The 17,571-nt window shown below is 64.9% G+C and carries 21 protein-coding genes; all 21 read left to right on the top strand.

Features of this window, described 5'->3' with window-relative positions; genetic code table 11:
- The first annotated feature begins 826 nt into the window (after positions 1–826).
- Entirely contained in the window at positions 827–1,096 is a 270-nt protein-coding gene (locus GD429_RS07345; RefSeq protein WP_124759635.1) for a hypothetical protein, read from the top strand.
- A gap of 493 nt (positions 1,097–1,589) precedes the next feature.
- The gene (locus tag GD429_RS07340) at positions 1,590–3,383 is read left to right on the top strand and encodes a phosphoadenosine phosphosulfate reductase family protein (RefSeq protein WP_152856336.1); all 1,794 of its coding nucleotides are present in this window, start codon (positions 1,590–1,592) and stop codon (positions 3,381–3,383) included.
- 156 nt (positions 3,384–3,539) lie between these two features.
- Entirely contained in the window at positions 3,540–4,307 is a 768-nt protein-coding gene (locus GD429_RS07335; protein ID WP_227791577.1) for a hypothetical protein, read from the top strand.
- A gap of 537 nt (positions 4,308–4,844) precedes the next feature.
- Positions 4,845–5,561, top strand: a complete 717-nt coding sequence (locus tag GD429_RS07330) for a hypothetical protein (protein ID WP_152856335.1) — start codon at positions 4,845–4,847, stop codon at positions 5,559–5,561.
- A gap of 513 nt (positions 5,562–6,074) precedes the next feature.
- Positions 6,075–6,614, top strand: a complete 540-nt coding sequence (locus tag GD429_RS07325; protein ID WP_152856334.1) for a hypothetical protein — start codon at positions 6,075–6,077, stop codon at positions 6,612–6,614.
- Positions 6,604–6,927, top strand: coding sequence for a hypothetical protein (locus GD429_RS07320; protein ID WP_152856333.1), 324 nt, complete (start codon positions 6,604–6,606; stop codon positions 6,925–6,927). The genes GD429_RS07325 and GD429_RS07320 overlap by 11 nt, the downstream gene beginning before the upstream one ends.
- Positions 6,928–6,990: 63 nt before the next feature.
- Positions 6,991–7,278, top strand: a complete 288-nt coding sequence (locus tag GD429_RS07315) for a hypothetical protein (RefSeq protein WP_152856332.1) — start codon at positions 6,991–6,993, stop codon at positions 7,276–7,278.
- A gap of 62 nt (positions 7,279–7,340) precedes the next feature.
- Complete coding sequence (locus tag GD429_RS07310; RefSeq protein WP_152856331.1) at positions 7,341–7,553, top strand: hypothetical protein; 213 nt, start codon at positions 7,341–7,343, stop codon at positions 7,551–7,553.
- Positions 7,554–8,061: 508 nt separating this feature from the next.
- Positions 8,062–8,565 (top strand): hypothetical protein, encoded by a 504-nt coding sequence (locus tag GD429_RS07305; protein WP_152856330.1) that lies wholly within the window; start codon positions 8,062–8,064, stop codon positions 8,563–8,565.
- On the top strand, positions 8,562–9,095 hold the full coding sequence (locus GD429_RS07300) for a hypothetical protein (protein ID WP_152856329.1): 534 nt from the start codon (positions 8,562–8,564) through the stop codon (positions 9,093–9,095). The genes GD429_RS07305 and GD429_RS07300 overlap by 4 nt, the downstream gene beginning before the upstream one ends.
- A gap of 78 nt (positions 9,096–9,173) precedes the next feature.
- A complete protein-coding gene (locus tag GD429_RS07295; protein ID WP_152856328.1) occupies positions 9,174–9,560 on the top strand; it encodes a hypothetical protein in 387 nt (128 codons plus the stop codon).
- Positions 9,557–9,799 carry a hypothetical protein gene (locus tag GD429_RS07290; RefSeq protein WP_152856327.1) on the top strand — a complete coding sequence of 81 codons (243 nt, stop codon included), beginning with the start codon at positions 9,557–9,559 and terminating at the stop codon, positions 9,797–9,799. Before GD429_RS07295 ends, GD429_RS07290 begins: the two co-directional genes overlap by 4 nt.
- Before the next feature lie 590 nt (positions 9,800–10,389).
- Positions 10,390–11,451: a hypothetical protein gene (locus GD429_RS07285; RefSeq protein WP_152856326.1), complete on the top strand. Its 1,062-nt coding sequence runs from the start codon at positions 10,390–10,392 to the stop codon at positions 11,449–11,451.
- A 573-nt stretch (positions 11,452–12,024) separates the two neighbouring features.
- Positions 12,025–12,297 carry a hypothetical protein gene (locus GD429_RS07280; protein ID WP_152856325.1) on the top strand — a complete coding sequence of 91 codons (273 nt, stop codon included), beginning with the start codon at positions 12,025–12,027 and terminating at the stop codon, positions 12,295–12,297.
- On the top strand, positions 12,294–12,782 hold the full coding sequence (locus GD429_RS07275; RefSeq protein WP_152856324.1) for a hypothetical protein: 489 nt from the start codon (positions 12,294–12,296) through the stop codon (positions 12,780–12,782). Before GD429_RS07280 ends, GD429_RS07275 begins: the two co-directional genes overlap by 4 nt.
- A gap of 39 nt (positions 12,783–12,821) precedes the next feature.
- On the top strand, positions 12,822–13,022 hold the full coding sequence (locus tag GD429_RS07270) for a hypothetical protein (RefSeq protein WP_152856323.1): 201 nt from the start codon (positions 12,822–12,824) through the stop codon (positions 13,020–13,022).
- Positions 13,023–13,040: 18 nt separating this feature from the next.
- Positions 13,041–13,553, top strand: a complete 513-nt coding sequence (locus GD429_RS07265) for a hypothetical protein (RefSeq protein ID WP_152856322.1) — start codon at positions 13,041–13,043, stop codon at positions 13,551–13,553.
- Between the two features lie 667 nt (positions 13,554–14,220).
- Positions 14,221–14,520 carry a hypothetical protein gene (locus GD429_RS40320; protein ID WP_193727073.1) on the top strand — a complete coding sequence of 100 codons (300 nt, stop codon included), beginning with the start codon at positions 14,221–14,223 and terminating at the stop codon, positions 14,518–14,520.
- A gap of 48 nt (positions 14,521–14,568) precedes the next feature.
- A complete protein-coding gene (locus GD429_RS07255) occupies positions 14,569–14,769 on the top strand; it encodes a hypothetical protein (protein ID WP_152856321.1) in 201 nt (66 codons plus the stop codon).
- Positions 14,766–15,068: a hypothetical protein gene (locus GD429_RS07250; RefSeq protein WP_152856320.1), complete on the top strand. Its 303-nt coding sequence runs from the start codon at positions 14,766–14,768 to the stop codon at positions 15,066–15,068. Before GD429_RS07255 ends, GD429_RS07250 begins: the two co-directional genes overlap by 4 nt.
- Positions 15,069–15,625: 557 nt before the next feature.
- Positions 15,626–17,563 carry a DUF3560 domain-containing protein gene (locus GD429_RS07245; RefSeq protein WP_152856319.1) on the top strand — a complete coding sequence of 646 codons (1,938 nt, stop codon included), beginning with the start codon at positions 15,626–15,628 and terminating at the stop codon, positions 17,561–17,563.
- Positions 17,564–17,571 lie beyond the last annotated feature (8 nt).

Raw genomic sequence — 17,571 nt, 5'->3', positions numbered from 1 at the left:
CCCCCCAAAGGCATTATCGTGGCCCCTCCGGGGCAGTGTGACGAGCACACCACTCTTTCACCACGTACATCGTGCGGCAGGCACTAAGGATCCGTCGTGCCGCCGGCACGCCGGATCCCAAGTGCGCGTAAAAGATTTACGGGGCAGCAAGCCGCCCCGTAAATCAACGCGCTCGTGTGCTCGCCAATTGCCGTGTTCCGTTTCCGGCCGGTCATCGTCTACCCCTGTTCAGCAGGGAAGGGGGGATTCTCGGTCGGGACTGGTGTCGGCAGCACGCGTAGAGCGCGCAGGAGACGCTCGCGTGAGGTGGAGAGGGGCAAGTGGTGACCCGGCATCGGCAGGGGCTCAAATCGGCTGGGTCCCGACTTCCATAGTGTGGGTCGAGCTGGAGCGAATGCGGCTCGTTGCCGACGGATGACGCGTTCGCTCGAAATTCGGTTTGCACCGGTGTAGCTGCAGTCCCATCGAGAATCGCAGTGTGTGCGGTCAGCCAGGTCAAGGAAAAGCGATTCGGGCGCTGGCGGCCATCATTACTGGGGCGCGCAGCGAACTAAGAGGCCGCGCCGGCGAGCCGCTGCAGACGCCAGAAAGCCAAAAGCCCGCTTTCGCGGGCCTTCGACTGCCTTTTTGGGGAAGAACAACTGTGAGCTCTGGTCTCCAGAGTGAAGCTATTAAACCGCACATTCGGGCACTGTGCAACGGATGGTTAAAATTCAGCTCAGTATAAATAGTGCTTATGATTTATTTGAGAGCGGAGAGCCGACTTTGCCGAGTGGTGTGTTCGACACGAGGCCAGTATACTTGCGGCCTACTTTCACGTCGGCACATGACCTCTTTCCTTCCTTCGCCCATTTCAGACGCAATCGCGGTCCTGGACGCTGATCTCAGCGAGGCAACCAGCCCGCTTCTCGACGTGCTCGCGTCTATCGTGCACCCGGACATGGTCTGCAGCCTTTTCGCATTGGGCACGCTCGAGCTCGAGCTGAAGCGTCTCACGATCCGGTGCATCGACTATGCGCTCGTCCCCGGCCTGACAACCGAACAGTCGGCCGAGCTGTACCGCCTTATCGAACCGAAGATCGCCGCACGTTTCTGATTCCGGTTCCGCCCTCCTGATCTGCCGTCGCCCGGTGGACTGGCCAGCCAGTCCCACCGTACCGGGCGCCGGTGTCCATGCGACGCGCCGGCCTTTCGTCCCGCGCGTCCCACCCCAGAGAAGTGTCGCGCCGCTGCGCTATCGCTTGCCGCGCGAGTAGGCGCTCGCCGCGCGGCGTTCTGCCTCGCGCGCGAGCTGGCGCTGCCGACAGCTCCGTTCCCCTCGTTCGTCGTCCATACCCCGCGACCGTAGCTGCGGCCTCTGCCGCGTCAAGGCGCGCGGGGCCGTGTCAGTCGCTGCGCTCCATCCCGCACCGCCCCCGCGCTGTTTCCTTGACGCGTCGCCGGTCCTCGCTCGTTTCGTCGCGGGACGACGAACTCAGGGGAACGGCGGCAGCTGCGAAGCGCAGCCCGCCAACTCGGCAGAACCACTCTACGCCGGGACTCGGAATCTAGGGGCCCGGCGGATTCAACGACACGCGGATGGAGCAATCATGCAGACGATCGAACTGTTTTCACTTCAAGAGGTGCGGCCGACACTCGCGCAGCGCGTGGAACGCGCTGTAACTGCGCTGCGCAAGCTATTTGAGGAAAATCGTATCGCGATTTGCCAATTCAGCGCGGGAAAGGACAGTGGGGTCGTCGCGGCGTTGACGTTGGAAGCCGCACGGCAGCACGCGGCCACGGGCGGAAAGCCACTCGTCTGCGTGGTCACAGCGGATACCGGTGTCGAGTCGCCGGAGATGGTCGAGCATGCGCAGCGCGAGTTGGCCAAGATGCACGCCTACGGTGAAGCGAACGGGTTCTCCGTACATGTACAGACCGTCGCGCCGTCACTGGCGACGTCTTGGCAGGTTACGATCCTGAGTGGCCGAGCGCTACCGAGTTATGCAGGAACCAATTCGGATTGCTCGGTATCGCTGAAGATCGAACCGTCGCGGGTATTCCGAAACCGGCTTGCCCGTTCGGCAAAGCAACGAGGGTATGCCGAGCCGGTCGTGTGCTTGGGTAGCAGGTTCACGGAAAGTGCGAAGAGAAAGGCCGGAATGCAGTCGCGTGGAGATCGCGCCGATGTACCAACGCGCAACGACGAGGGCGACCTGACGCTATGCCCGATCGCCGATTTTTCGACCGAGGACGTGTGGGAATTTATCGGCGAAGTGACTTCCGAGCTCCGCGCGACCTACACGGATTTTCGCGAGACGTCCCGGATTTACGCGCACGCCGGCAACAGCAGCTGCGCGATCGTGTCGGACCTGAGCTTCGAAGAGGCAACGGCAGGCAAGCGTAAGCGCCGCGGGCACTGTGACGCGCGCACCGGCTGCTGGACGTGCCAGCAGGCCGAAGACCGATCCCTCGAAGAGATGATCAACTTCGACGAGGAACGGTACGCCTACGCGCGCGGCCTGAACCGGCTCAACAAGTTCATCCGAGCCATCCGCTACGACTGGACCCGGCGCAACTGGGTTGGCCGCACAATCCACGCGGGCTACGTGTGCATCGAACCCGATACCTTCAGCGCAGCGACTGTCCGGGAGCTCGTGCGATACATGATGACGATCGATCGTGACGAGTTGGTTCGCGCGCGGCGGACTGGAACGAAGCCGAAGTTTCAGACGTTGCCGCTGACGACCATGATCGCCGTCGACGCGATGCAGTCGCTCCAGGGCCTTGCCGCACCGTTCTCGATCTGGGCCGACTACCGTGACATCTACCTGCACGGTATGAGCTATGACGTCCCGGATCTCGTTGCCCTGCCGCCGAAGAGCATGCCCGAGCCGATGTTTCTGCACGTCGGGAACGACTGGGACGACTCCGGCGACCAGTGGACTGGATTTCGGGATCCGCTGTTCGAAGCCCTCACGGAAGACTCGCCCTGTGCGCCGAAGATCCTGCACTACAAGGATGGACGCAGCACGTGGGAGGTGATGACCGGCCAACGTTTCGAAGTCGACGAGGAGTCGGCCGAGCTGATCCTCGAATTCGAGCTCGATCGTCTGCTCGAAATGCACGATCGCGGCTTCTTCCCGGGCGGCATCACCGCCGGCTACCGCTGGTATCTCAGCTACGGCGTGCTGACGCTGTCGCATGGGCAACAGCGCGAACACGACGACATCGCCCGTCGCACGGCTTTCAAGGACCGCTTGGGCCTGAATCTCGAGTACGACCTTGAGACGCTGCTCCGTCAGGCCGTGCGGTATGGCTCGCTGCCGGCGTCGGCACGGGCTGCCTGGTCGCATAAGGCGACAACAGCGGGCGCGCAGGTCGAGCTTCCCTTCGCGGCGTGACCGACCATCCAGAACGAGACACCAACAATGTGGAACAGCGATTGCGACAGAACTGATATGGCTAACCAAACCGCCTCACGCGCGCGTGATCCCGCCATGCCTACCTGGGCACGCCCATACGCGAGTGGCGAACAACTGGGCTGGGCGCAAAGCGTAATGGCCTATGCGGACTATAATTGTGTGGACGGATCGGCCGACGACGATCTGGCGATTGACGAACGGCTCGTCATGCACCGCGGACCATTGGTTGGCTATGCGAGTCGAACCGGCACCCGGCGCAATCTCGACGCGCTGCGCGCGGCGGGCTGGCATCTGCTGGTCTCCGCCGCCGGCGTGCTGCGTACGGAAGGCATGCCGTACGCGCTCGACAACGGCGCATGGACGGCGTACCAACAGGGACGGGCGTTTGACGAGGACACATTCATGCGTGCGCTGGACAAGGTCGGCGAGGGTGCGGACTGGATTGTGCTTCCGGACATCGTGGCCGGTGGTCTGCGCTCGCTGGAGTATTCGTTGACCTGGCTCGAACGGCTTCGGGGCTTTCCTCGTCAGTTGCTGGTCGCGGTACAGGATGGCATGGAGATCGATGACGTGCGGGAACTGCTGTCGCCGATTGTCGGGATCTTTGTCGGAGGCTCGACGCAGTGGAAGGAGGCTACCACGGGCGCGTGGGGATCCGTCGCGCGCCGACGCAACTGCTATCTGCATGTCGGTCGGGTCAATTCGGTTCGGCGCATCCGGATCTGTGCTGCTGCAGGCGCCAACAGCATCGATGGGACGAGCGCGAGCCGGTTTGCCTTGTCGCTTCCGCCGCTCGATGCGGCCTCCCGCCAGGTCGACCTGTTTTCGGCCGCACATGATTCGCTCGCGGCAGCACAACTGGCGAGCGACGGGCTGTCCCTGTGCGAGCTCGTTCGCACTTAACGCCCAGCGAACGAATCTCCCTTCGAAATTCTGCGTGATCCAGTCGGGTCGCATCGCGCGTGCGCGGCCGCCTGGACGGCGGAGCGCGCCGTAGCGACGTCGCGCCCCGAGAATTCAAATTGACCGCTCTTCGGGCTGCGCCGCGCAGCGGCTTCGCCCTGGGGCGCGGTGCCCCTGTCGAGCCTCGCTGCGTGCCGCAGCTCGGATACGCGCTCGCCGCGCGGCGTCCTGCCTCGCGCACGAGCTGGCGCTGCCGGCAGCGCCGTCCCCCTGGTTCGTCGTCCATCCCCCGCGACCGTAGCTGCGGCCTCTGCCGCGTCAAGGCGCGCGGAGCCGTGTCAGTCGCTGCGCTCCATCCCGCACCCACCCCGCGCTGTTTCCTTGACGCGTCGTCGGTCCTCGCTCGTTTTGTCGCGGGACGACGAACTCAGGGGAACGGCGGCAGCTGCGAAGCGCAGCCCGCCGACTCACCAGAACCCATTACGCCGGGACTCGGAATCTAGGGGCCCGGCCAGCTCAACACCACAGGAGCGATCCATGAAAGCAGCAGCCAAACTCGACAACGAACTTACCGTGGCCGACAGCCGCGTCAATCCGATCGACCGCGATCAGCCGTCGCCCGTTCCGACGCGCACAGCCACAACCCGAACCCGCGATGAACTCGAGCCGCAGCAACTCACGTTCCTCCAGTTCTGCGAGCACGCGCACATCGTGCCGCTGAAGAATCACGGCCGAGCAGCAGAGGTGTTTTTCCTCGGCGTCAGTCTCAGATTCGTCGACGAAACCGGCATCGCGGGTCTGATGCAGGCACATCGGAGCGAGGTCAACAACGCGCTGTACGCGCATTCGGGCGACGCCCCCGACTTTCTGACCGATCGGGCTTTGCCGAGCGCTGCGGCACTTGCCGAATATCCGGCAATGAGAGGGAAATTCCCGCAGGCTTGCCGGCTGGTGGATGAGGTGATGGGCGCGCCGGTGTCGCCGCAACCAACCCAGTTGCGCGCGGTCGACACCCCGACACTGCTGGCCGAACTGCGCGCACGCGGCACGCTGATGCCGCTTCATCACGCAGTCGGTGCGCTCCACGACCACCTCGAGTGCACGGGACACCTCAATGCAGACAGCCCCATGTTGGCGTTTCGGACCTTCCGCTTGAGACGATTCGATGCGGCGATTTCAGGGACTCAGAACGCAGCGGCGATCGCCGAACATTGGGAGAAGCGCGTCGATGCATTGGACGTCGGTCGCCGATAGACGCTCTGTCCGACGCTGTACCTGCAGTCTCCCGATGCCGAGACTGCAGGGCAGGGCGACGGCCCGATCCAGCCGGGCTGAATTCGCCCGGCGTCCCTGCCTGCCGCCGGTCACGCGATGCTTGCCCGGCTTGGCACGTCGAAGAAGTGTCGCTTCGCGGCGCTGTCGCTTGCTGCGCGATGGGGCGCTCGCCGCGCGGCGTTCTGCCTCGCGCGCGAGCTGGCGCTGCCGACAGCTCCGTTCCCCTCATTCGTCGTCCATCACCCGCGACCGTAGCTGCGGCCTTTGCCGCGTCAAGGCGCGCGGGGCCGTGTCAGTCGCTGCGCTCCATCCCGCACCTACCCCCGCGCTGCTTCCTTGACGCGTCGCCGGTCCTCGCTCGTTTTGTCGCGGGACGACGAACTCAGGGGAACGGCGGCAGCTGCGAAGCGCAGCCCGCCAACTCGGCAGAACCACTCTACGCCGGGACTCGGAATCTAGGGGCCCGGGCAGCAAACTCGACAGGAGCACAGGATGGACTTCAACCAGTACCGCAAGCAATTTCCGGCCGTGCGCGCATTTCAGCGCTATGCCCCTGAGCAGCGGGCCACGCACGCAGCCAGCCACCGCCTGACGACCAACCAGCGCAATGCAGTCGGCGAGTTTTTCTACCCCCACGTGCACGTACCCGGGATCGCATTCGCCACACGGAAGCAGGCGGAGGAAACCGGATATGAACGCTATCAGGTGGAACAGGGGGCACCGGAAAGCACCGCCCCCGATGCGCCGGTGCCGCCCATCCACTTGACGTACACCGGACCGCTGGCCGGGACGACGCTCTGTGGTGCGCCGCGCGGTGACGGCAAGGCTCATCACGCCATCTATGCGCCGGTGGACTCGCTGTCGTATCGCCGCCAGTGCTGTCGTGTCTGTCTCGCCACCTTCGCCCAGGCGTGGGCCGGTGCGCGCGAAAAGCCGGACTGGGTTGTCGACGTGCTGTCCGCAGATCCGGCAGAGCCCACGGCCGAACAGCTTTTCCTCTTTCCCTCCAACGGAGACTCACATGCAATCTGAACTGGACCTCTCGCCCGCGTCTATCGCCGACGACGCCATCGACCACGCGCGCCGGAAATCGGCGATCGCCGCGCGCGTCGATCGCGTGTTTGCGGTGATGAGCCGCATCATCGACCTCCCGGACAGTCGGCTCCAGCACTATCGGCAGGATTTCTTCACGCACGACCGCGCGTACCTCGAGTGCACCTTCGCGAGCGGGACATATGGCTGGATCGTGCGCCAGAGTGGCACACATCTTGTCCAGCTCGGCCGCCATCCGAAGATGCACGAGGAATTGGCCGCCGCCCTCGACCTGACGCATGACCTCGACTGATATTTCGTCGACGCACGTCGTGCATCCGTGACGCCGGTGAGCAGCGCGCAACTGCGTGAGCAGATGAGCCAACTGCAATACACCGTCGCCGGCACCGGCGTGCATCGTGGGGCGACACGGATTGCGACGATCGACGTCCAGCTGACCCCGTGGAGCCACGGTGAGTCGCCGAAGGGAGTGGTCCACATCGAATCTGCCGGCACACCGCTCAGCCACGACGATTTCGTCGCGCTTGCGCAGATCGCGCAGTGCGAAGTGATCGGGAAGTCGCAATCGCTGTTCACGGGCACCCGGTCGATCAGTCTCGACGGGAAGGACCTGTACGACCTGATCGCGCAGCGCGCCGAGTAACCCGTCAGAGCGAGCGGCGCGCCCGCCTGGGCGGGCGCGCGTGACGGAATCACACCGGACCCATGATGAGAGACGCTATCACGCAACAGGACGTACGCGAACTGATCGCGGCCGGATATGTGGTCGTCGACGACAACGTGAGCGGAACGGTACCCCACGTAACGGTCGCAGACGCGGTGATTTGCCTGAGTGGTGGGAAGCGCTGGACCGAGATCAAGCATGTGACCCTGCGCAGCCGGCCGCAGGTGTCGCGCTTCCTCACCGCACGGTCATAACGACCACCCCCGCTCCGGCGGGATCGCCGCACGCATCCAGCCGGGACGGGGCAAGCCGTGTGCCATGGCTGCGCCCTGTCACGCCGCTTGCATCTTTCCCGTCCCGGTAGATGTGAGGAGACCGCTCCAGGGCTTCGCCCGGCGCGGGCCGCCCAATCCAGTCGCTCCGCTTCGCTACGCGAAGGGGCGCTACCCGCGCGGGCCTGTCGCGCGATCGCAGCGACGGCGTTACGCGCCGCTCCCCGTCATCGCCCACTGCCGCGACCGTAGCCCTCGGCGGCCGGGCGTCAAGGCGTGCGGGGCCGTGTCAGTCGCTGCGCTCCATCCCGCACCACCCCGCACTTGGGTCCTTGACGTCCAGCCTTCTCCGGCTCCTTGGGTCGCAGGGCGATGAACTCAGGGGAACGGCGGCAACGCTGTAACCCGGTTCAGCGCCCGCCGAAAGGAAACCCCTACGAAGGGCTCCGAATCTTGGGGCCCGGTCAGCACAAACCTATGGAGCCATGCCATGACAAGACGCGACACGAAACCGAAATTGCACGCCCTGCTGTATGTCGAGCAGGATCATGGTGTCACCGAATTGGTAGCCGAAATTCAGCGGGCTGTCGTCGGCGCTACCGGCTACGAGTTTGCTGGCACGATCGAAGTGCGTGCGTTCGTGAATCGAGACCATGCAGCGGCCTTCGGTCATCGTGTCGTGTTGAACAGCGTCGGGCCTGACCTGGACGAGCTTCGCGCGGCAGTGCGCAAGATGGAGCGTATGCGTCAGCACATACGCAAGATGGACAAGGCGCTCGGCGAGGCCGCGACGTTTGCGGAGTACGTGAGACGGGGAATGCATGCGGCGGGAGTGGGCATTCTGCACGTCGCGCGTGACGCTGCGGGACGCCCACGGAATGCATCCAACTACGTCACAGTTCGCTCCGAGGATGGGGCATCCGTTCTTGATGCGGCCGGTCGCCTCGAGGCGATTGCGCTGATGCTCTTCGGCCGCCGCGCGGAGGCAGCATGAGGGCCCAACTGGTTGAGCGCTGGGAAGGCGGCAGCACGCACGGCCGTTATCAGATCGAGGTGGAGCGCTTCGAATCGCGACCGGGCGTTCCGTTCTTCAACATCCGCAAATCGTGCGGCGGCCGCGCATATGACACGGCGGTCGTGCGTAGCCCGGCAGAGGCTCGCCAGCGGATTCAGCATACCGTCGATTGGGGTCTGGCGGTAGGCCCGACACACTATAAGCGAACCTATCGTGACGCACGCCTCGCGCCGGTCGATCGTGATCCTGAACGCGTGCTCGCAGTACAACCGAATCCGCATGAGCAGGCGACAAAAATCGGTCTGTTCCTCGTCAATCGAACCGGGCAATGCACTGGGAAATGGCGCGGCAAGCTGCTGGCCGACGAGCAGCGTGCGTTACTGGGCCGGTATTTCGGTCGAGGCACGCTGACTATCGATGGTGCGCGCGAGCGCATCCGGTATCAGGTCGAGCACCTGTTCGGCGGTGCGGTTGAGACCAAGGCCGATCTTGCGTGGTGCGAACTGTAGGCATCCCACCCAGCGCATTGAATGTGTGATTGATCTCGCGAGCGTCGCGCGCGGCGCTTGCTTTCCAAAACCACGACCATGAACCAATCCATTTTGTATAGCGTGACGTTGCCACCGCATACGGGGGAGCCGATCCGCCGCGCGCAAATTCGAGTGCTGCTCATCACCATCGTGACCGACGCGCTGAACGCATGGCGACGTGCGCCGCGCAGGACGTGGAACGACATCAGCCGTATCGTTCTTCGTCAGTTCGGTACGTTGGACCGGCTCTATCCCGAAGCGGGGATTCTCGACGCGCGCCTCTGTGACGCAACTGTGCGCTTTTTCGCCGCGAACGTCGACGCGACCGTCACGGGCTTCGGCCGCCGAGAGGGGGATGCACCATCGGCTACGACTGTTCGCTTGATGCTGACATTGCGATGCGCCGCACCGATTCCGATGCAGTCGTTTGAAGGGGGGCAATGATGAGCGAAAAATCGACGCGAACGCCGGGTACCGTGCGGGACAACATCAACCCTCAGCTTTGGAAAGACCTGGACCCGGAGATCATGGCGTGCGACGCGGAATCGCACGTCGGCAATTCGTGCGTGCGCTTGCTCAATCTGTTCGAGCGCATTCTCGCCAATGACGAACTCGAATCCAACTATCGATGGACCTTCGCGCGTGACGCGCTCGACCAGTGCCGCATCTGGTACTTCGGTTAGCGAGCCTGCTTCGTCGGCCAACGACGGCTCGCTCCGGCGGGCATTTTCGCGCGGCGTTGGCGGGGGAGGGCCAGCCGGGCCGCCGCACCTTGCGCGCCGGCCGGCGACGCCGCCCGTCACGCAAGCCGCGCACGCGGCGGCCCGGTGACCGGACGGTCCCGCTCTTGGGACGGCGCCGCGTCCCGCGGCTTGCCCCGGCGCGAGCCATCCCCGCCAGCCTCGCAGTGCGCCGGCGGCGCCCCGCTCGGATAGCGCGCTCGCCGCGCGGGGCGTTCTGCCTCGTCGCGCAGCTGGCGCTACCGACAGCTCCGTCCCCCTGGTTCGCCGTCCATCTCCCGCGACCGTAGCTCCGCCCTTTGCCGCGTCAAGGCGCGCGGGGCCGTGTCAGTCGCTGCGCTCCATCCCGCACCCACCCCCGCGCTGATTCCTTGACGCGTCGCCGGTCCTCGCACGTTTTGTCGCGGGACGACGAACTCAGGGGAACGGCGGCAACTGCGAAGCGCAGCCCGCCGACTCATCAGAACCCACTACGCCGGGACTCAGAATCTTGGGGCCCGGGCAGCTATCAACCCTTGCCATAGGAGCCATTTATGGGCGCAACCGTCACGACCGGCAAATGTGCTGCCGCCTTCCGTTCGAGCGAAGGCGAGCTACTCTATATCTTGTTTGAGCGGCACTACGAGAAGAACTGCTACCCGCATACACCGAAATGGTCGGCGTTTGCGTTCGGAACGCGCAACGAAGTCCTGCGCCGCGCGTTCATCGGAGCCTCCGATTGCTGTGGCGGTATGTTGCAAAGCCCACGCGGTGAGATCAAGCCCGAAAACTACATCGAATCGTGGAAGCAGGAACTCAATCGACCGGTGCAGATGCCCGACATCGTCGTGAAGCTGAAATTCGAGGATTCGTGGCAGGCAACCTTGCCCGCGAGCCGGAAGGAGGAAGTGCGGGCGATACTGGAACGAGCGGGATGCGCGGACCGGTTCGACACGATTGTGCACGACGGGCTGAGCGCAACGCTCTATGCCGATACCGCACTGTTGCGGTTGCTATATGGCGTCGACGGTGGGGCGTCGCCGTGGCGGGTGTTTTCCCATCACAACGTGGGCACATTACCCTTTGACGTTCCCACTACCCGAAATCTCGCGGTACACGACGCGGACCTTCCGGTGGTCCGTTGCTTCGCCATCGACAGTAACGTTCGACTTGTGGCCGACGGCGACAAATGGCTCGATGGGCAATGGGCGTATTCCGCGCTCGCGCGATTTGTCACGGGTCCGGTGCTCGAGCGTGAGCTTGTTCATCCGGGCTACGCAAAGGCGGCGATTCCGGTCGTGCGGGAAGCACTGTCGAACGCAGGCCCGTTGCCTGAGGGCACGCGCATCACCGCCCGCCGTACAGCCTGTCGGGAGGACTATCAGCGGCGGGCGGTGGACGAACTGGCGCGCGGCCTGGGGTTGATCGGCGAGAACGAGCAAGCGGCCGACGAATTTACGTTCGCGTTCTCCGACATCGAAGGGGAGGACGCCGACCGCGTGCGCTATCGCGTCGGATCGATGCGCGATGCGCTGACCTGGCACATTCCGGACGCACCTACCGCCCCCGTGCCGCAGCCTGATTGCGCGGCGCAGGGCGAGCTCGGGTTCGCGTAATCGTCGATGGACGCCGGCTTCGCGCCGGCGTTTTCGTATCCGGCTCGCGGAGCCATCCAGCCGGGCCGCCGCACCTTGCGCGCCGGCCAGCTGCGCCGCCCGTCACGCAAGCCGCGTACGCGGCGACCCGGTGACCGGACGATCCCGCTCTTGGGACGGCGCCGCGTCCCGCGGCTTGCCCCGGCGCGAGCCATCCCCGCCAGCCTCGCGGTGCGCCGTCGGCGCCCCGCTCGGATAGCGCGCTCGCCGCGCGGGGCGTTCTGCCACGTCGCGCAGCTGGCGCTACCGACATCTCCGTCCCCCTGGTTCGTCGTCCATCTCCCGCGACCGTAGCTGCGGCCTCTGCCGCGTCAAGGCGCGCGGGGCCGTGTCAGTCGCTGCGCTCCATCCCGCACCCACCCCGCGCTGATTCCTTGACGCGTCGCCGGTCCTCGCCCGTTTTGTCGCGGGACGACGAACTCAGGGGAACGGCGGCAGCTGCGAAGCGCAGCCCGCCGACTCACCAGAACCCACTACGCCGGGACTCCGAATCTTGGGGCCCGGGCAGCTTTTCAACCCGATTGGAGTCACGCCATGTCCGACGCTATTCAGCCCATCGACCCCGCCTCGCTTTCGCGCAAGCAGAAGCTCGCGATCATTTACCGCCACGCGCATCGCGATTACAAGGGGCCGGCCGGTCCGGCATGGGGTGAGCACGCAGGGGAGAAGACCCTCATGGTCAACGAGAACGGCGCGAGCGTGCTGACGTTGCTCGAGACCCTGAGCGATGCGCAGATTGCGGACAAGCTTCCCTATGCACTGAAGAAGGAAGCCGAACGACGGGCGAAGAAGGGGGCACAGCAATGAGCGCCGCCGCCCTCGAAACCACGGTTCACGACGCCGCCGGCGTGGTGCTGCGCTACCGCCTGAAGCACACGGGGCAATCAAGCGATCGGCTCGGCGCCTGTGAGGTGTGCAATCGCCATGCAAGCGAGGTGTTCCACCTTACCGGCGCGATGTTGTACGAGCGTGCCGCGAAGCCCGACAGCGACCCGGGGCGATTCGGGTGGACGCATCACAAATGCGTCGACCTATTCGGCCATCGCGACTGCGTGGCATCGCACCGCGCCGGAACACTGGTCATGTCGTTGCCCGATGACCGAGGCGATCCGAATTTCCGCACGGTTATCGGTGGCGTTGACGTGCTGATCGGGCGCGACGCCGAAGGGTTCAAGGTGCATATCGCGGACCGTTACGAGGCGGTCCGATCGACCCTGCTACGCGCGTACCGATTTGCGGAGGAAGCCGTCAACCACCCGGAACGCCGGCGGCCGATTACCGCCCTCGACTGATCCACACGGGGGCCGCGTTCGCGGCCCCGAAGGAACCCCATGATTCTCGTACGCGTGCCGCTTGTGCTGAACGTAGCGCCGACCGAAGTTCCGGACGCGATCAACGAACTGTTGAGAGGGCTGCAGGCCCGTTTTGCGCTGGGCTCGTGCCTGATCGATTACGCCGTGCCGTTGCTGGCTACACCGGTTCACATCGAACCCGACAGCTACACGGAAGGTACAGCACTCCTGACGATCTGACTGGAACCACACATCACCATGAAACCAAATCCCGCACAGCAACTGTACGCGCGCCAGTGTCACTACGATCGGCTTCATCATATGAAGCGGTTCCACGAACTATCGGCTTTGCCCACGCTTGACAGTGATCAGACGCGACTGTTACACGCGAGCCGCGCGATTCTGCGTGGCGATGCCTCAGGGTCGCGTTCCGTGGACCTTTCCGATTCGGCCTATCTCGCGGAGCTGGACGCATTCGAGGTGGCCGAGAACGAGCGACTCAGCAAGCCGTACTGGGAGCCATACTGGTCTCAAGGGAGTGAGATTGGCAACGCGCAGAGCGTCGAGGACGCAATGGACCGCTACTACAAGCACGATCGCCTCAACCGTCCAGGCGGCACCCGCGAGCGGTTGATTGCGGACCGGAAACAGGAGCTCGAGGAGAAGGACTTCGCGTGTGTCGCCAGCCATCACGATTCCGTTAACGGCCAGATGGTGTTCATCCGATCGATGGGGGGCGGCCTCTCCGTTTGGGGATTGCCGATGCGCTGATCGATTGCGACCAGACAGGACGCCGGCCGAGCGCTGGCGTCGTCGTATCCGGTAGGCGCAGCCATCCAGCCGGTCCGCCGCACCTTGAGCGCCGGCCGGCGACGCCGCCCGTCACGCAAGCCGCGTACGCGGCGACCCGGTGACCGGACGAATCCGCTCTTGGGACCACGCCGCGTCCCGCGGCTTGCCCCGGCGCGAGCCATCCCCGCCAGCCTCGCAGTGCGCCGTCGGCGCCCCGCTCGGATAGCGCGCTCGCCGCGCGGGGCGTTCTGCCTCGTCGCGCCGCTGGCGCTACCGACAGCTCCGTCCCCCTCGTTCGTCGTCCATTCCCCGCGACCGTAGCTGCGGCCTCTGCCGCGTCAAGGCGCGCGGGGCCGTGTCAGTCGCTGCGCTCCATCCCGCACCCACCCCGCGCTGTTTCCTTGACGCGTCGCCGGTCCTCGCTCGTTTCGTCGCGGGACGACGAACTCAGGGGAACGGCGGCAGCTGCGAAGCGCAGCCCGCCGACTCACCAGAACCCACTACGCCGGGACTCCGAATCTTGGGGCCCGGCAGGCAAACCACATTCGGTCGGAGAAGCGACATGTACAGGGAAGACGACATCGTGCATGAAAACGGGAAAGCGTGGGTACTGCGCGATCGCCCTCAGAAAGCATATGCGGTGTGCGTGTCCGGCACGACGCATTCCACGGTGGACAGTGCCTATGAGCTGAACCCGGACGGCCTGTCCATCGCGATCGCGCGCTGCGATTACGTGGCCAATCGAATCGCGCAGAAGCAGGGCGTCCGGTCCGCGAGCAACGAGCCGACCAACATCATCGCACCTGCCGAAGCATTTCCGGCCTGTGCGTGCGGTCGTCGCTTGTTCCTGATCGCGACGCTTGCCGACCATACGCTCGAACAGTGCGTCCGCGTGGAATGCGGCAAGCAATACCGCGTGTATGAGCCTGAATCCGAACCGGCCTAACGAAGCATCAGCCCGCCGGGGGGCGGGCACACACGAAGGAGAACCACGATGAACATACTGATTGGCGCAATTCGTGAAGCGCACAGTGAAACGCTCCGGGCGATTGATCGCGCCGGCACGATTTTGCAGAGTGACCCGGAATTCGGTGTACTTCTCGGCCGATTGCAAGAGTGCCACACGGCATTGCAGGAGGTCGAGAATCAGGCTGTCCGTATCAAATCCCGGTGTGATCAGGACACCGAACATTGAATGATATCCGCGCCCGTCCGTCGGGCGCTAACACCAGCGACCGGGACGACGGGCAATCGCGAGAAGGGATGACGATGGAAGGAACCAAGCAAATTGCGCAGCGCATCGTAAACGCCGAAGAAAATTTCATCGAAACGGTACAGGCGATTACCGGATGCTCGCGCGAAGAAGGCGAGAAGGCTCTTAACACGATGCGGAAACTGCGTGTGATCAAGCTGGATGTCGCGGGCGGCCGGTACATGGCGAAGCATGGTGCATTCATGGAGGCCGACGCGCTGCGCAACGCCATCGCCTACTGATTGCTGCGCCCGCAACTCTCCGGAGGCGGTGCGCCAATCCAGCCGAGCCGCCGCACCTTGCGCGCCGGGCAGCTGCGCCGCCCGTCACGCAAGCCGCGTACGCGGCGGCCCGGTGACCGGACGATCCCGCTCTTGGGACTGCGCCGCGTCCCGCGGCTTGCCCCGGCGCGAGCCATCCCCGCCAGCCTCGCAGTGCGCCGTCGGCGCCCCGCTCGGATAGCGCGCTCGCCGCGCGGGGCGTTCTGCCTCGTCGCGCAGCTGGCGCTACCGGCAGCTCCGTCCCCCTGGTTCGTCGTCCATCCCCCGCGACCGTAGCTCGGCCCTTTGCCGCGTCAAGGCGCGCGGTGCCGTGTCAGTCGCTGCGCTCCATCCCGCACCCACCCCCGCGCTGCTTCCTTGACGCGTCGCCGGTCCTTGCTCGTTTTGTCGCGGGACGACGAACTCAGGGGAACGGCGGCAGCTGCGAAGCGCAGCCCGCCGACTCGCCAGAACCCACTACGCCGGGACTCCGAATCTTGGGGCCCGGGCAGCCTTCAACCCGACAGGAGAAATCCGCTATGACAAACCTCAGCGCTACTTACTCGCCGGAAGACAACAAACTGCGCCTGTATTCGCTGCACCGACTCGACACCGAGCTTTACCAGCGCGTCAGTAATGCAGGCTTCCGCTTCGCACCGAAACAGGATCTTTTCGTCGCGCCGATGTGGACGCCTGCACGCGAGGACCTGCTGCTGGAATTGTGCGGCGAGATTGGCGACGAGGATACGAGCCTGGTCGATCGTGCGGAAGCACGCGCGGACCGGTTCGAAGGTTACAGCGAGAGCCGCGCGCGTGAAGGCGCCGCCGCATACGCGCACGTTCAGGGTATCACCGAGCATATCCCGCTCGGTCAGCCGATTCTGGTGGGGCATCACAGCGAGCGCCGCGCGCGTCGTGACGCGGAGCGCATCGAGTCGGGCATGCGTCGCGCCGTCAACGCATGGGAAACGTCCGAATACTGGACCCGTCGCGCGGCCGGCGCGGTTCGCCACGCGAAATACAAGGAACGGCCGGATGTTCGCCACCGTCGTATCAAGGGCCTGGAGGCCGACCGGCGCAAGTACCAGAAGGAGGTCGATAACGCACGTGCCTACACGAAATTGTGGGCCAAGGAGGGCATCACGCGTGAGCAGGCGAGGGCGGTTGCTGCCTACGATCATGTGTATGTCAAGCAGGAGGGGCAAGAGCGTAGCGTATCGCTCTATGGGATGCTGGACACGGATGCGCCGGACGTTGAAGCCGTCCGCCGGGTGGCGCTGGACGCCCATGCGAAAACGATCGATTGGTACGGGCGATGGCTCGCGCATGTTGACAATCGTCTCGCGTACGAGCGCGCGATGTTGGGGGAGTCCGGCGGCATCGCGGCCGAAAAATTCGATATCGCGGTCGGCGGCCGCGTGCTCGTCGGTGATGAATGGCTGGTCGTGCAGCGCGTCAACAAGGCAGGCGGGCGTATCAACAGCCTGACCACGACGCCGCCCCGTGTCGCGACGTGGTGCAGCCGCTGGAAAACCGCGATTGAGGAGGTGAAGGATTACCGCGCGCCCGATCCGGTCGACGCTGCAGCAGTGGCGCAGACCTCGAAGCTTGCGCCGCTTGTCAATTACCCGGGCGAGGGCTTTGTCGAGATGACCAACGCCGAATGGAAGAAGCGCAACGCTGACAACAAGAGCATTCGCAAGATTCCCGCCACCGCCGAGCATGGCGTATTCCGTGTGCGCCGTGTGCTCGTACAGGGCGCAGGCTATGCCCTCAAACAAGTCTACATTACCGACGCGAAGCGGGTAGACCGCCCGGCGCCGGCCGGCGCGCCGGTTGTGATCGAGCGGAGGATCGAACCGTCCGCGCAACGGACGAATCCGGAGCCGGTCGCGGGGAGCGACGACAGGGCCGCGAAACTTCGGCACCTGCGCGAGCAATTGCGCGATGGCGTCCAGGTGGTGAGCGCGCCGCAGCTGTTCCCGACGCCCGCCGAGTACGCGGGGCGCATGGCCGACGAGGCGCACATTCGGCCGGGCGACGCCATCGGAGAATTCAGCGCGGGCACCGGGCGAATTCTTGCGGCCGTGGCGGAGGTGATCGACTTCACGGAAATTCGGGTGACAGCCGTTGAAATCAATCAAGGCCTTGCGGAAGCACTCGGGGAGCGCTTCCCCGCCGCGCGCGTCGTCTGCGCGGACTTTCTCGCGTGCGGCGACGAGCTCGGCCAGTTCGACAAAATCATTATCAATCCGCCGTTTGCAAACGGGCAGGACATCGCGCATATTTCGCACGCGCTCGGATTCCTCGCACCTAGTGGGCGGCTCGTCGCGATCTGCGCGAACGGTCCGCGACAGAACGAGAAACTGCGACCGCTCGTCGAGGCCCAGGGCGGCACCTGGGAGGAACTGCCGGAGGACGCTTTCGCCGAATCGGGCACGCGAGTTCGGACCGTACTGTTGACCATTGACGGCTGAACCATGCG

Origin of the sequence: Burkholderia sp. BE17 (genome assembly GCF_009362305.1) — a bacterium.
GTDB classification, from domain to species: domain Bacteria; phylum Pseudomonadota; class Gammaproteobacteria; order Burkholderiales; family Burkholderiaceae; genus Burkholderia; species Burkholderia pyrrocinia_C.
This window is presented reverse-complemented; position numbering and strand designations above follow the sequence as displayed.

What these genes read in the sequence shown, in the direction of transcription:
- GD429_RS07310 (WP_152856331.1), top strand. Translation starts at nt 7,341, where the DNA reads ATGATGAGAGACGCTATCACGCAACAGGACGTACGCGAACTGATCGCG.
- GD429_RS07245 (WP_152856319.1), top strand. Translation starts at nt 15,626, where the DNA reads ATGACAAACCTCAGCGCTACTTACTCGCCGGAAGACAACAAACTGCGC.
- GD429_RS07280 (WP_152856325.1), top strand. Translation starts at nt 12,025, where the DNA reads ATGTCCGACGCTATTCAGCCCATCGACCCCGCCTCGCTTTCGCGCAAG.
- GD429_RS07335 (WP_227791577.1), top strand. Translation starts at nt 3,540, where the DNA reads ATGGCCTATGCGGACTATAATTGTGTGGACGGATCGGCCGACGACGAT.
- GD429_RS07290 (WP_152856327.1), top strand. Translation starts at nt 9,557, where the DNA reads ATGATGAGCGAAAAATCGACGCGAACGCCGGGTACCGTGCGGGACAAC.
- GD429_RS07270 (WP_152856323.1), top strand. Translation starts at nt 12,822, where the DNA reads ATGATTCTCGTACGCGTGCCGCTTGTGCTGAACGTAGCGCCGACCGAA.
- GD429_RS07305 (WP_152856330.1), top strand. Translation starts at nt 8,062, where the DNA reads ATGACAAGACGCGACACGAAACCGAAATTGCACGCCCTGCTGTATGTC.
- GD429_RS07300 (WP_152856329.1), top strand. Translation starts at nt 8,562, where the DNA reads ATGAGGGCCCAACTGGTTGAGCGCTGGGAAGGCGGCAGCACGCACGGC.
- GD429_RS07295 (WP_152856328.1), top strand. Translation starts at nt 9,174, where the DNA reads ATGAACCAATCCATTTTGTATAGCGTGACGTTGCCACCGCATACGGGG.
- GD429_RS07325 (WP_152856334.1), top strand. Translation starts at nt 6,075, where the DNA reads ATGGACTTCAACCAGTACCGCAAGCAATTTCCGGCCGTGCGCGCATTT.
- GD429_RS07330 (WP_152856335.1), top strand. Translation starts at nt 4,845, where the DNA reads ATGAAAGCAGCAGCCAAACTCGACAACGAACTTACCGTGGCCGACAGC.
- GD429_RS07320 (WP_152856333.1), top strand. Translation starts at nt 6,604, where the DNA reads ATGCAATCTGAACTGGACCTCTCGCCCGCGTCTATCGCCGACGACGCC.
- GD429_RS07275 (WP_152856324.1), top strand. Translation starts at nt 12,294, where the DNA reads ATGAGCGCCGCCGCCCTCGAAACCACGGTTCACGACGCCGCCGGCGTG.
- GD429_RS07285 (WP_152856326.1), top strand. Translation starts at nt 10,390, where the DNA reads ATGGGCGCAACCGTCACGACCGGCAAATGTGCTGCCGCCTTCCGTTCG.
- GD429_RS07340 (WP_152856336.1), top strand. Translation starts at nt 1,590, where the DNA reads ATGCAGACGATCGAACTGTTTTCACTTCAAGAGGTGCGGCCGACACTC.
- GD429_RS07315 (WP_152856332.1), top strand. Translation starts at nt 6,991, where the DNA reads ATGAGCCAACTGCAATACACCGTCGCCGGCACCGGCGTGCATCGTGGG.
- GD429_RS07255 (WP_152856321.1), top strand. Translation starts at nt 14,569, where the DNA reads ATGAACATACTGATTGGCGCAATTCGTGAAGCGCACAGTGAAACGCTC.
- GD429_RS07265 (WP_152856322.1), top strand. Translation starts at nt 13,041, where the DNA reads ATGAAACCAAATCCCGCACAGCAACTGTACGCGCGCCAGTGTCACTAC.
- GD429_RS07345 (WP_124759635.1), top strand. Translation starts at nt 827, where the DNA reads ATGACCTCTTTCCTTCCTTCGCCCATTTCAGACGCAATCGCGGTCCTG.